The sequence below is a fragment of the Isosphaeraceae bacterium EP7 genome (assembly GCA_038400315.1).
In the GTDB taxonomy this organism is placed as follows: Bacteria; Planctomycetota; Planctomycetia; order Isosphaerales; family Isosphaeraceae; genus EP7.
Window position 1 is genome coordinate 6,674,651 of the sequence record CP151667.1, and the last position, 12,362, is coordinate 6,687,012.

The 12,362-nt window shown below is 68.6% G+C and carries 12 protein-coding genes; 1 reads left to right on the forward strand and 11 read right to left on the reverse strand.

What is annotated here, in order from left to right:
* Positions 1-43 precede the first annotated feature (43 nt).
* The 10 genes from EP7_RS26370 to EP7_RS26415 form a co-directional block, all read right to left on the reverse strand.
* Positions 44-1,348, reverse strand: coding sequence for a hypothetical protein (locus EP7_RS26370; protein ID WP_463525237.1), 1,305 nt, complete (start codon positions 1,346-1,348; stop codon positions 44-46).
* A gap of 643 nt (positions 1,349-1,991) precedes the next feature.
* Positions 1,992-2,621, reverse strand: a complete 630-nt coding sequence (locus tag EP7_RS26375; protein ID WP_463525238.1) for a hypothetical protein — start codon at positions 2,619-2,621, stop codon at positions 1,992-1,994.
* Between the two features lie 145 nt (positions 2,622-2,766).
* Positions 2,767-3,345 carry a hypothetical protein gene (locus EP7_RS26380; protein WP_463525239.1) on the reverse strand — a complete coding sequence of 193 codons (579 nt, stop codon included), beginning with the start codon at positions 3,343-3,345 and terminating at the stop codon, positions 2,767-2,769.
* A 2-nt stretch (positions 3,346-3,347) separates the two neighbouring features.
* Positions 3,348-4,037, reverse strand: a complete 690-nt coding sequence (locus EP7_RS26385) for a hypothetical protein (RefSeq protein ID WP_463525240.1) — start codon at positions 4,035-4,037, stop codon at positions 3,348-3,350.
* A complete protein-coding gene (locus EP7_RS26390; RefSeq protein ID WP_463525241.1) occupies positions 4,024-4,425 on the reverse strand; it encodes a hypothetical protein in 402 nt (133 codons plus the stop codon). Before EP7_RS26390 ends, EP7_RS26385 begins: the two co-directional genes overlap by 14 nt.
* Before the next feature lie 62 nt (positions 4,426-4,487).
* Complete coding sequence (locus EP7_RS26395; RefSeq protein WP_463525242.1) at positions 4,488-5,630, reverse strand: SU10 major capsid protein; 1,143 nt, start codon at positions 5,628-5,630, stop codon at positions 4,488-4,490.
* A 75-nt stretch (positions 5,631-5,705) separates the two neighbouring features.
* Entirely contained in the window at positions 5,706-6,332 is a 627-nt protein-coding gene (locus EP7_RS26400; protein ID WP_463525243.1) for a hypothetical protein, read from the reverse strand.
* A 323-nt stretch (positions 6,333-6,655) separates the two neighbouring features.
* Positions 6,656-8,212, reverse strand: a complete 1,557-nt coding sequence (locus EP7_RS26405; RefSeq protein WP_463525244.1) for a hypothetical protein — start codon at positions 8,210-8,212, stop codon at positions 6,656-6,658.
* A gap of 28 nt (positions 8,213-8,240) precedes the next feature.
* On the reverse strand, positions 8,241-9,788 hold the full coding sequence (locus EP7_RS26410) for a hypothetical protein (protein ID WP_463525245.1): 1,548 nt from the start codon (positions 9,786-9,788) through the stop codon (positions 8,241-8,243).
* Positions 9,789-10,013: 225 nt separating this feature from the next.
* Positions 10,014-10,184 (reverse strand): hypothetical protein, encoded by a 171-nt coding sequence (locus EP7_RS26415; RefSeq protein ID WP_463525246.1) that lies wholly within the window; start codon positions 10,182-10,184, stop codon positions 10,014-10,016.
* 374 nt (positions 10,185-10,558) lie between these two features.
* On the opposite strand from EP7_RS26415, the gene EP7_RS26420 reads away from it, so the two are divergent.
* Positions 10,559-11,743, forward strand: coding sequence for a phosphodiester glycosidase family protein (locus tag EP7_RS26420; RefSeq protein ID WP_463525247.1), 1,185 nt, complete (start codon positions 10,559-10,561; stop codon positions 11,741-11,743).
* A gap of 53 nt (positions 11,744-11,796) precedes the next feature.
* Here the strand turns inward: EP7_RS26420 and EP7_RS26425 are convergent, their stop codons facing one another.
* A complete protein-coding gene (locus EP7_RS26425; protein WP_463525248.1) occupies positions 11,797-12,357 on the reverse strand; it encodes an Npun_F5749 family FMN-dependent PPOX-type flavoprotein in 561 nt (186 codons plus the stop codon).
* Between the last annotated feature and the right edge of the window lie 5 nt (positions 12,358-12,362).

Below are 12,362 nucleotides of genomic sequence, written 5' to 3' on the forward strand. Positions count from 1 at the left end.
CCATAGAGTCGGTCGGTTCGGAGTCGAACGGGGGGCCGGCCGATCACAGGAGAGTCACGAGGGACCGCGAGCCGTTACCGAGGCTGAACCAAAACTGCGGGTATCTGGGCGAGGGGGTGAGGCTGGACGTCACGGTCGCCTGAACCTTGGCCACGCCCGAGGCGAATGTGACGTTAAACCCAACGGCGAGCGTGCCCGAGCTAGCCAGCAGGACCGGCGTACCGATGGGCGTGATCTGGCTGGTCGCCACTCCGGCCTTGTTGAGGATGTCGATCGTCGTGACCCCGGAGAGTCGCTGGAGGTCGGTCCCGTCGGTGACCTCGGCCGACCAGGAGAGGTTGAGGCCGACGCTGGTGCCGGCGGCTAGAGGAACCGACAACACATCACCCGCGACCGCGGTCGTCAGCGACTTCTCCGGCGCGACGACGAGACGATCGACGGCGGCCGACCCGGCAGACCCGCTCGACATGCTCCTGAGGAACGTCTGCAGCCTGACGGCCCCGCCGCGGGGGTTGACGGCCGTTCCCAGTCCGGTCGAAGCCCCGCCCGCGAGCACGACGTCGGAGGCGCCGATGTCGGTGCCGATGCCCGACGTGGTCGTGTACATGGCCGAGGGACGGGGGGCGACGTCGGTCGTGACTCCCAGGCTCATCGCCTTGATGAAGCAGAGCGGATCGGACGCGGTCGAGGACGCCCCGACGGCGAAGTAATTCGCGTAGGCGCCCAGGCAGGTGGCGAGCTTGCCCATGACGATCGAATAATGGGCGTCGGTGTTGCCGCCGATGCTGATGGAATTGACGCCGTTGGTGTTGCCGCCGCCGATCGCGATCGCGCCGGCCTGGCGGGCCCAGGAGCTGGTGCCAAGCGCCATGCCACCTCCGGCCGTGGCCTCGACCCGCGCGGTGTTGCCGATGGCCATCGCGTAATTGCCGAGGCAATAGGCGTTGGCACCGAAAACCTCGCTGCCGATCCCCACCCCCGGCGACGACACAACTCCGGTCGAGGCGACGGTCAGCCCCACCCCGGCAGACGTCCTGGCCTGGAAGATGTCGGCAGTCTGCGAGGCCATGCCGATGGCTTTCACCGTCACGTCGGTCGTCGCCGAAGAGACGGCGTGCAAGGCGGCCGTCGGTGAGGCGATGCCGACTCCGAGTCGCTTATTGGTCGCGTCGAAGGCGAGCTTGGCGTCCTGGGCAAGGACTCCGGAGGTTCCGACGATCAGGACGGCCCCCACTGAGGGCGAGCCGCTGAGTGTCGTGCCCATCCCGATGGACGCCGCCACGGTCGCCGGGTCGAACTTCGCGGTGGAGGCGTTCCAGGCCAGCACCTGGCCGGTCGTGGTCGGCACTGCCGACAAATCGGAGGCGCCGGCGATCGTGGACAAACCGGTCACGCCGGCGGGGCCCGTATTGCCGGTGTCGCCCTTAGGCCCGACCGCACCAGTTAGGCCAGCAGGCCCCACAGGGCCCAACGGACCGACGGGCCCCGTGTTGCCGGTGTCGCCCTTAGGCCCGACCGCACCAGTTAGGCCAGCAGGCCCCACAGGGCCCAACGGACCGACGGGGCCCGTATTGCCGGTATCGCCCTTAGGCCCGGCAGGGCCCGCCGGCCCGACCGTGATGGCGGTCGGGTCAAACTTCTTCGTGGCTTGATTCCAGGCAGGCACCTGGCCCGTCGCCGTGAACGAGGAGGACAGGTCGTCCTGGTCCTGGAGTCGCGTAGCAGTCCGCACGATATTCATGGATAAGTCTCCGGGAAGAGACGCCGCCCGACCTTCGTTCGGTTCCTTCACTCGAGCCGTCGCGACGAAGCATCAAAGATCAGAGGATTGAACGACGAGTCGGCTGTAGGGCCGAGAGATGTCTCGTCGACCGCGTTAAGAGTCGAGACGAAGCCGGACGATCCCGAAGTCTCGCGGACCGCCCTCGACCGGGCCATTTGCAGCGGGATTCATCCCGCCGCCGTGACCGGGGCGAGCCGCACGTTGAGCCTCAGCCCACGGCCACGCCGCCGATCCTCGCCTGAGAGATCGAGAGCCGGGCGCTTAGCGAGTAGCGATATTCGCCCGCCTGGGCGACCACGGCCTTCTCCCACCGCGTAAGGCGAGGGACCACGTCGGTCGCCGGCGTCACACCAGCGATCGCCGCGCGGGCCGATCTGAAGAGGCGGAACAACTCCACAGCCCCGCCGCGCCCGTCGAGTCCGGTCGCGACGATATGGATCAGGAATTCGGACCGCTCGATCGAGCAATCCGAGTCATGAAGAGCCATCTGCCATCCGTCGGGGATCACACCGAGGAAGGGCAGCCGATCGAGTGCCAGCTCGTCACGCTCGGCGATCGTGGCCAGCCCGCGGACCTCTCCGAACTCCGCGGAATCGTCCAGAGCCGCGACGATCGCCTCCAGCAAGGGCACGTCCTCGGCAACCGGGGGGACCTCGGGCTGCGTGGAGTCGCCAGCAGTCCCATTCCAGGGGAAGTAGCTCGGCGGATAATAGCTCGGCGCGAAATACAGCGGGCCGGTCGAGTCCGAAGGCAGGGTGGGCGACGTCGGAGCCAGGGCGTAACTCGGAAAGTAGTCGCTCGGGAAATACTTCGGTGCGAAGTAAGGTGTTGAATTCACCAGGTTCACCGGTCCATTGGTCTCAGAGACGTTCCGGCCCGCTCGCGCTGAGGCCGACGTCGAGGGTCGAGGCGTGCTCTCCCGGGAGGCCCCGGGTCACGCCTTTGCCGCCGCGCCGAGACCCGGCGTCCAACGCTCGGCGGGCTCAGTTGGAATTGGCCCCGATCAACTCGGCAGCCGAGAGGCTCGCCGTCGAAGAGAGCCCGGACGGCGAGAGCACCGGCTCGGCGGCCCGCTCACCGGCCGCGTTGTAAGGCCGGATCGTCACGCCACGATAGCCCGCGTCCGCAACGATGAGACGGTAGGTCGACTGGCCACCCACGAACGCGACCGTCGCCAGGAGCTGGTCGGGGACGCCGCCCGCGACAGTCGTCGCGTAGAGTCGGAACCCATCAGGTCCGGCCGAGCCCCGGATCACGGGGCTGAGCCAGGCCAGCGCCAGGCGCCGTCCCGAGATCCGGCGGACCGAGGGGCCGATCAGGGCACCGGGCAATGCCCCCACGTCAGTGCCCAGGGCGTCGGTCCGAATACGGACACGGGCATCCCTGTTCGACTCCTCGATACCGACCGAATCGTCGAAGGCACGGACCGCATAGGCCGCGTCGCTGCCGGGCGGAAGCGTGCCGACCAGGAAGGTCGTCGCCGCCGTCGTGGCGATCGGCAGGTTGTAGTTAATCGGGCCGCCGTGGCCGTCGTTCGCATAGATCCGATAGACAATGGCCATGGCTAGCGCGAGATCCGGGTGCTGAACCGACTGGCAGGAACGGACCAGCCAGACGGGTCGGCGGGCTTCCAGTGGACGATCAGCCGGGCCAGAAGCTCGTCCAGCTCGGCCTTGAACAGCGACGCTTTCGCGACGAACGTCCCCTCCGACCGGCCGTCTCCGCGGGCCAGGTCGAGGTAGCGGCGATAGAGCACGGTCAGGACCACGGCGTCCCGCAGCTCCCTCGGGTCCGACAGGTCGCCCGGCCTCCGGCCGGCCAGGGACGGATCGACCCCGAGCCGTCGGTTCAGGTCGCTCGTGGCCGCAGCGATCTGAGGCGCCAGCGTGACGATCCGGAACTCGACCCCGGTGACCCCGGCGTCGGGGCCGGGCGTCTGCCCTGCCCCGGATCCCTGCCCGAGGCGCCTCAGCAGCACGCCGGAGCCGGCCACCGCCCGATCCACGGCGAGGGACTCGCCCGGCGGCCTGAAGGCCGTGACGGGGCGGAGCAGCCGCACCACCTGGCCAGCGACGACCCCGCGGGCCGTGAAGTCCACCGTGCCCGAGCGGAGCAGCCATCGATCCGCCGGCCCGAGGACCCCGTCGGAACCCTGGACGACCACCTGGTCGTGGGGGCAAAGGAGCATGAAGTCGGCCGCGGCACGGACCGCCACGTCCTCGTCCGTCGCATAGACCGATTCAGGACCGATCATCATTGCCTGGCTTTCTGGTTCGGGTCCGGGACCGGGCCGGCCGGGGCTTGATATAGTCGCTGATCTCGGGGACGTGACCGCTCTCCGCATCCGTCCCGGCAGGCGGGGGGCCCTCCCCCGCCTCCGAGACATCGTGCAGGCCACTCCGGGCGTGCTCCAGCATCAGCTCGGCCGCCCAGAGCGTGATCCGGAGGACGTCTCGATGCCGCGTCGCGCGGTCGAGGATCGTCAGCGCCTCGGCCGCCGACGCCTCGGCCGCCTGCGCACACAGGTTCGACAGCGAAGAGAGGGTCTCGACACCCCGCATCGACGAGGCGAGATCGGCGAGACCCGCCTGGCGTGCGGCGGCCGCCACGAAGACGGACATCCCTGGGAAACGTAACCTCATGGCCGTCTGCACCTCGTCGAGGAAGGGGGCGAGTGTCAATAGCTGGGCGAAGTGCCCGGCGATCAGCTCGCCGAGAAAGCGGTCACGCCTTCGAGCCAGGCATGATGGCTGGGGTTCTCCACTTCGATGGCGCCCTCGGCCAACCACTCACCTTCGAAGGCGTCGCCGCGAACGCCACGCGGGTTCCAGAACTCGTTGCGCTTCATCCGCAGCCTTACCTCGGACGAGGTCAGACAGACCGCGGTGCCCGAACGCAGGAGCGGGGCCTCGATGATCGACAGGCCGCCCAGGAACGGCACGGCGAACACATCGATCGGCGTGCCGAACACGTTCACGCCGGCGTCGATCCGCTGAATCTGCGAGCCCCATGTGGCAAGGCCAGTCATGAAGTTCGGGGCCACCAGCAGCACGTCGGGATCGCCGCCGCCGGTGCGGCACTTCTCCATCGTGTCGCGGATGAAGTCCACGGCGCGGTAGGCCGCCGCGTTCGTCGGGCTGGTCACGCTGTTGACGTTCAGCAGGGTCTTCAGGCCCTTCTGCTTCGGCCTGCTGGCGACGGCGGGGTCTTCGCCGCGGCCGTAGTAGCAGCTGACCTCCATGTCATCCATCAGGTTCTGCAAGGCGTCCATCTTGTTCTGGTCGAACGGGGTCCGATTGCCCGCGGACGCCTGGTACGAGGTGGAGCCTTGCAGCGCGCCGCTGACCTGCACGGGGTGCATCCAGGTCTGGCAGAACTGCGGCACGCCGATGGGCTTCAGCGCGATCCCGTTCTGGTTGATCTCGCCACCGGTCCGGCTGTTGCCGATCAGTCGGACGGTGTCATTAATGGCGCCCGTGCTGGCGGTCGTGCCTTCGGCGGCGCGGCGCACCGTGATGGCGTTGGTCACCGGGTTGGGGTCGGACAGCAGCTCGACCCGCTCGCCCGAGGCCAGCTCGAGCACGTCGCCGGTCATGAAGGCGCTGGCGTCGACCAGCGTGAGCTGGCTGTCGCCGGCGGTCGCGGCCGCGGCCAGCGTGGCGACCCGGGTGCGGAAGGCGCGGCTGACCATCGTGAAGGTGGTCGAGCCGGCGGCCGCACGCGGCAGCCTCGAGACCAGCGGGCAGCGATTCACGAACCAGTTAGTCGAAACGACGTGGATGTCGTTGCGGATCTGCGACTGGTTGTCGAAGACGTTCTGGATGCCCTGCAGATACGCATTGGCCATGAACGGGACCCTCGGACCTGGCCCCGCCCCTTGCGCCGGATCGCGGCGAGGAGGCGGGACCGACTCGGAAATGAATTAAGAACGGCGGGGACGGCCCAGCCCGACGGGGCCGGTGGCCCCCGAATCGGGACGATCCATCGACCGCCACTGGCTCACGACGGCCTCGCCCAGCGTCCGCGGGCTCGTGCCCCGGGCTGCGGCGCCCGGTACGGGAGACGCGACGTCGCGTCCCCCGACACCACCACGAGAACTGGGCAAGGCGAAATGGGCATACTCGGAACTCTTCAGTCGCTCGGCCACGACATCCGATGCGGGCCGGCCGTCGCGAGAGACCACCTCGTGGCGACCCTCGCGTTCGAAGACCTCGAAGTCGTCGCGCCAGAGCTTCAGCAGCTGGCCGACGGCCCCGGAGACCAGCGGACGGCCCGCCAGGGCGGTGGCAACCTCGCGGTCACGCATCGCCCCCTTGAACGCCTGCTCCCAGGCGCTCGCCTTCTTCTCCATCCCGGCCAGCTCCGCGGCCAGGGCCTCCGTCCGCTCCTCGGCCTCACGCGACCGGGACGGCCGCGGCTCCTCGGGCGGGCCGGCGGCCTGAAGGCGCAGCGCGTCGAGCTCTGCCCGCGAGATCGTCACGACGTCGGCGGCCGGCGAACCGCCGGGCTCACCGACCAGTGGGGCAAGACGGATCAAACGGATACTCATTTTTTGGGCCACTCACATTCGCTCAAGGGCGGCGACGAAACAGGCCCAGGACCAGCGGCAGGGCCACCGCGCGGCACGCCGCCAGGCCCATCAGAATGACGGCCCCCGCGACGAGCAGCGGGCCGAGCTGTTCTCCATTCATGGATTCGAGGCCCCAGGCGACGCGGCACATTCGCCTGGCGACCGGGCCGGGCCGAGGGGCCCATCGGCCCCGCGTCCACACCCTTCCCGGCCGCCAACTCACCGCGTCCTCACCCCTTTGCAGCCGGCGATGGCCACAATTCAGTCTCTCTCAATCCCGCAAACGCAACATAAATCCCACATTAGGGCTCGGACAGGTGGCCGCTTTCCGCGTGACCGCCCCGCTTCTCCGCCGCGGGCAACGGCGTCCGGCCCTCCAGGAACGACGTGATCTCCTCGTCGCAGGCCGCGTACTGGGCGTCGGGCATCCCCGGCAGGCAGAGCCGGGCGAGTCTCGAGAGGATCAAGGCCTCCGTCGTCGGCAGCGCCCCGGCCTGGGCCGCGATCGACTGGAACGACGAGGCCGCGCTCGCCACGTCGCCGGCCGTGTACAGGTCGAACTCCGCCGGGTAGATCACCTGGACGAGCTGGAGGTCGCCCCGCTCGACGTCGCCGTCGTTCAGGACCACCCAGGCCAGCTCGGCGGCCACCTGCTCGGAGCGGGCCAGGACCTTGGCCACCTTGGCCAGCCGGTTGTTGCCGTCGGCGTGGTCGATCAGCTTCGACAGGCCCGACTGCGCCGCACCGGACAGGCCGCTCGGGCGGACCAGGGCCGAGTCCCGGTCGACTTCCTGCCGCAGGTCGGCCTTGTTCTTCCGTAGGCTCTCGGCCCCGTCCTTGGGGAAGTTGACCACGTCGAACCCCTCGTAGGTCGCCGTCCCCCCGTGCACATTCTTCTTCTTGGGCAGGAGCCAGCTCGGCCCGATCGGGACCGTGCCGTCCCCCTGCACGAAGTCCTCGGGCCCTTGCAGCAGCGGGTGTGCCTGCGTCGTGTCAGAGAGGATCAGCTCCGAATCGCGGTTGTAATACTCGCGCTGGCGCTCGGCGATCCCCTCGTAGCGCGACTGCCCGGTGTGGCGGCACCGGGGCTTGCGCCGGTCGAATAGCCGGACGATCGGCACCAGGCCGTAGGGGTGCGGCATCTCGGCCAGAACCTCGCCCTCCTCCGTGTACAGGGTCGATCCTTCGGCCGTCCAGTGCCTGTAGCGTTGCTCCACGCCATCGGCACCCTCCACCAGCTCGCGCACCAGGCATTCCTCGTAGCGCTGGCCGGTCGAATCCAGGCGCCACCAAAGCATGTCCTCGGGCAGGATGCACGAGGCCACGCACCGGTCGAGCCCCAGCCTGCGCTGGTCGGCTCGGGTCTCCACCACCTCGCCCTTGGGCGGCGCCGGGTGATCGAAGCAGAGGTCGATCTGCCCGAGCACCATCAGCAGCGGAGCCACGGTCTCGGCCATCCATTGGTCGATCGAGGTACCGCAGCCGTCGACGTCGGCCCACCAGGCGGTCAAGGCCTCGGGGCCGCTGCGCCTCACCTCTCGCACATAGATGCGTGACAGGTGCGTCTCCACGGCCTCGGCCACGAAGGTCGGCGGTGGCGTCCGCGCCCGCCTCAGCTCGTAGTCGTCGTCGGTGGCCAGGGTCGCCGGGTCGGCGCCCGCCATCGCCGCCAGCTCGCCCGATGACTCCCGAGGGTCGGGGTACTCGCGCTTGTGGCGGATCATGTTGCGGATCGGCAGGCCTCGGCGGTCATAGCCGTAGATCGCCTGCCGGTAACGCTCGCCCCCCTCCAGCGAATCCAGCAGCCACTGCCAGCGCAGCCTGTGCTCGGACCACTCGGGATGGCGGCGTCGGATCAAGTCCACGCTCTCCCGCTTCAAATTCATGTCAGAACACCTGTCGGGCGGCCACGCGGGGGAGTTTGTCCGAGGCCGGAGGCTTCCGGCCCTCGGGGTAGATCGCGCGCAGGCCCCCGCGCAGCGCGTCGACCAGGTCCTCGTGCGGATGCTGCGGATCCTCCGGATAGTCCATCCACTGACCCGCCCGCTTCGCCCTCCGGTAGCTCCGCAAGGCCGAGATCAGGTTCTTGCATCGCGGGTGGATCAGCAGCCGAGACTTCCCGTCGGCTGCGTCCATGAACGACTCGACCAGGGTCAGGCCGTCGTTCACCGAGCCGCCGGGCCAAGGGTTCATGGGCTTCAGCCCGTGGTTCTCGTAGATGCTCGTCGCCGTCACGGCGATCGTGTTCCGGTAGCTCCCCGCCGGGTCGGCCCAGATGTGCTGCATCTTGCCCTGGCAGAGGCTCCCGGCGATGTCGCGCAAGGTCCGCGCGTTCACCTCGACCGACTGCGCCTCCATCAGGTGGTCGGCGAACACGTGGATCGATTCGACCATCCCAGTGGGCGTGTAAGCCTGGGTCTTCTGGAAGAACACCGCCCCCGTGAACACGCCCGAGTCCACCGCCAGGTGCACCGGCAGGTGCGGGTCATATTCGGCGAGCTCGCTCACGTGCCGATCCGGGTCGAACGCGGGGAACCAGAGCCCGTCGGCCTTCGGCCCCTTGCAGAGGTAGTCGGCCTCGAAGGTCCGCTTGCTGGTCGCCACCACCTTCTGCACCAGCGAATCGATCGAGTAGTGGCCGTCCGACCGCTTCGCCTTGGGCGTCTGCCAGGGGGGCCGGTCGTGGCAATGCGTCATCAGGGGGCAGCTCGGGCAGTGCTCGAGGTTAGGCCCCGACCGCTCGTCGGTGCACCGCTCCAGCACCTCGAAGACGCAGAACGTGTACGACGGGAACGTGTTCCCCTCGCGTGATCGGTCGAGCAGCTGCCCCACCGGGCCGCCGAGCCTGTGCCAGGTGGAGGTCATCACCACCGAGGCCTTATGCCCATGCTTGTTCATGCTCATGCCCATTGCCGCCTCGCGGCAATCGGAGTCGATCTCGTCGACCTCGTCGAGCTTGAGGCAGGGAACATGCGGCCCGCGCACGCTCCGGCTTGACGCCGCGAGGATCGCCACGTCCGAGCCGTTCTCGTACCGCGCCCGGTCGCGCAGCATCTTCACCCGATCCATGTCCCCGCGGCCGAGGAGCTCCGAGCCCTCCAAAATCTCGCGCAGCCCCGCATACACCTGCTCCGATTGCGCCCGGCTTGCACCCAGAATCCGGGTGCCATACCGCGGGTTCCAGCGGCTCATCAGGTGCGTGTCGAGCGCCGATAAGAACGACTTGCCGCCGCCCCGGGGCCCGACGATCAGGCTCAGGTTCGGCCGGTTGAAGAACAGGTCACGCACGAACGCCCAGACCGGCGAGTGCCCCTCGCAGACGCTCGTCCGGGCGATCTTGATCCCCGTGTTCTCGACGATCCATTTGTAGAGCGCTTCCTCATCCAGAGGGCGGGCATCGTCGCCCCCCTTCGGGCAGTTGACCACGTCGTCCACAAGCATTAAATCCAGGAAATAGACAAGTCATGAAACAAGCCCCGCCATGGTCCGCCTCCTCCCGGCTCCTACGCCCCCGGGCCCGCATCGCCCCGGAAGCCGCCGGCTCCGTCCCCTCCGCCGCTCCCGAAACCCGGGCCCGCCGCGCGGGGACCGGGGCAAAATTCAAAGGAATGAAACGATGAACCGATCAAACAGCTTCGGATGAACTCGCGGTGCCTCCGCTCACTCGAACTTCGCCATCTCCTCCAGGATCGCGCCGATCCTCGACCTCGGCAGGTCGAAGACGTCGGCCAGCATCCGCTGCGAGAGCCCCGAGCGGTGCGCCACGTAGATCACCAGGTTGCGCCGGAACCTCCAGCGCTTCCCGACGCTCGCCCCTTCCGGCGGCGCCATCGGATGCCCCGCCCCGGCCCCTTCGGTCGAGGACTCTTGCCTGACCGAAGAGGTCGGCCGGGTCCGGTCCTGCTTCCGGCACGTCCCGCCTGAAATCGAGACCACTCGCCCTTGTGCGTTCGCCATGGCCATAATTCCCCAATACGGGATAACACAAGTCTTAAACCACAAATAATTTGCGGCACAATCCACCCGGCCAGTTCCCATCCATGGGCCGGGGCCGTCGGCTCAGTTTCACGCGGCCCCCTAGTAGATAGTCCGAAAAAAAGGCAATTCTCTCCCTAGAATCCTCGCAAAGTTCCGAAATATCTCGTATCAGTAGTGCAGCTCGACTTTGCATGTACGGGAATTCTCCTCTCGACCCGGCGGACGGCATGATCCTGACCTGGCTCGTCTCGGCCTCGATCAGCCTCCTCCTCGCGGCCCTGGCCGTCGCGGCCCGCCGCCTTTCAGCGCACTGCGGCCAATGTGCGGCGGCCCGCCTCGGCCTCGCCACGACGACGGTCCTGGGCCTGGTTTCACTCCCGTTCGGCCTGCTCGCGGTCTACCTGGCCGCCTGCTTTGCGCTGGGCCAGCCCGCGCCCGAGTCCCGGGTGCTCGCCCCGGGCGTGACTTACACCCGCCTGGTCCGTTCCTCCCCCAGGCCCATCGTCGCCCACGTCGTCGTGGTCGACCTCGACCGTGGAAGCCGCCTGGCGGCGACGCCCCCGACGATGACCCCCGACGGCCCTCGCGCCGCCGCCCTCACGCCCACGCGGGCGCTCGAAGCCCTGGATGTCGACCTGGCCATCAATGCCAGCTTTTTCCACCCCTTCCGAGAGTCCCATCCCCTGAGCTTCAGCCCCCACGAGGGCGACCTCGTCCAGCCGATCGGCCCGACAATCGGCGAGGGCCAACCCTTCGGCACCCCGCAGCCGGCCTGGATCACCTTCTGGGCCACCCCCAGCGGAGAAGCCGGCTTCGGTCCCCCCCCGCCCGAAGCCTCCCTGGCCGTCAGCGGACCGCGTTGGCTTCTGAGAAGGGACGAACCCATTCCGCCGGGATCGAACGAACCCATTCCGCCGGGATCGAACGAACCCATTCCGCCGGGATCGAACGAACCCATTCCGCCGGGATCGAACGAACCCATTCCGCCGGGATCGAACGAACCCATTCCGCCGGGATCGAACGAACCCATTCCGCCGGGATCGAACGAACCCATTCCGGGCTCCGAGAGTCACCCCTACCCCCACACGGCCCTGGGCCTGGATCTCGCACGCCGGCGTCTTGTCCTCATCGTTGTCGACGGCAAGCAGCCTCGTTACAGCCTCGGGATGACCGACCGGGAACTTGCCCAGCTCTTTCTTGAGCTGGGGGTCGCCGAGGCGATCGAACTCGATGGCGGCGGCTCTTCGGCCCTCGCCGGGCGTGGGCTGGACGGCTCGCCGGCGCTGCTCAGCCGGCCTTGCCACACCAAGATTCCGCGTTGTCAGCGTCCCGTGGCGAACATCCTCGGGGTCCGATTCGCCGGAACGCCCGGCCGAGGCACGCGTCGGCCTCGGGGCAAGGAGTCACCATGAGCACCATCAGTCCTCAGCCTGAATTCCGGCGGCCTCGGGCCGAACCCATGGGCTCAGGGGTTGAGCGGCTCGGGCGCCCATTCGCCATGCCCGGCCCGCACCCATCGGGTCCGCCGATGCGGGGTGGGGCGGAGATCGAGGTGGTCGACCTCCTCGGGGTCGAGGATCAGCAGGGTGAAAACAGCCGGCGGGCGATCGGCGTCGGGGGCCGGCAGCTCGAAGGCAGACGGGTCTGCACGATGACCACCCGGCTCGGGCCAGGCGTATTGGATCCGCGCCGCGGGAGACTGGGCCCGCCAGAGGCGGACTCGCTCGGCGGCGAACTCCTCGTCACGCCCGGGGCCGACCGCCGTCAGCTTCCCCAGGATGCGGAACTGCTGCCGCGTGCCGGCGAACAACCAGCAGACTTCGCCCCAGGGGAGTTGCCTCAGCTTGGAACTCCGCGAGTCGGTGGCGACGAGCAGGGCGTCGGACCCCGGCGCGAACCCACGGAAGACCAGGGTCCGGTTGGCCGGACGGCCGTCCGGTCGCACCGTCGCGAGATGGAGATAGCGCGAGACCGGGTCGTCGCCGGCCTGGCGGATCGCATCGTCCAACTCGATTCGCCAGCTCACCGTGT

Coding starts and splice junctions, on each gene's coding strand:
- EP7_RS26380 (WP_463525239.1), bottom strand. CDS start 3,345: ATGGCCATTGTCTATCGGATCTATGCGAACGACGGCCACGGCGGCCCG.
- EP7_RS26385 (WP_463525240.1), bottom strand. CDS start 4,037: ATGATCGGTCCTGAATCGGTCTATGCGACGGACGAGGACGTGGCGGTC.
- EP7_RS26390 (WP_463525241.1), bottom strand. CDS start 4,425: ATGAGGTTACGTTTCCCAGGGATGTCCGTCTTCGTGGCGGCCGCCGCA.
- EP7_RS26395 (WP_463525242.1), bottom strand. CDS start 5,630: ATGGCCAATGCGTATCTGCAGGGCATCCAGAACGTCTTCGACAACCAG.
- EP7_RS26400 (WP_463525243.1), bottom strand. CDS start 6,332: ATGAGTATCCGTTTGATCCGTCTTGCCCCACTGGTCGGTGAGCCCGGC.
- EP7_RS26415 (WP_463525246.1), bottom strand. CDS start 10,184: ATGGCGCCGCCGGAAGGGGCGAGCGTCGGGAAGCGCTGGAGGTTCCGG.
- EP7_RS26420 (WP_463525247.1), top strand. CDS start 10,559: ATGATCCTGACCTGGCTCGTCTCGGCCTCGATCAGCCTCCTCCTCGCG.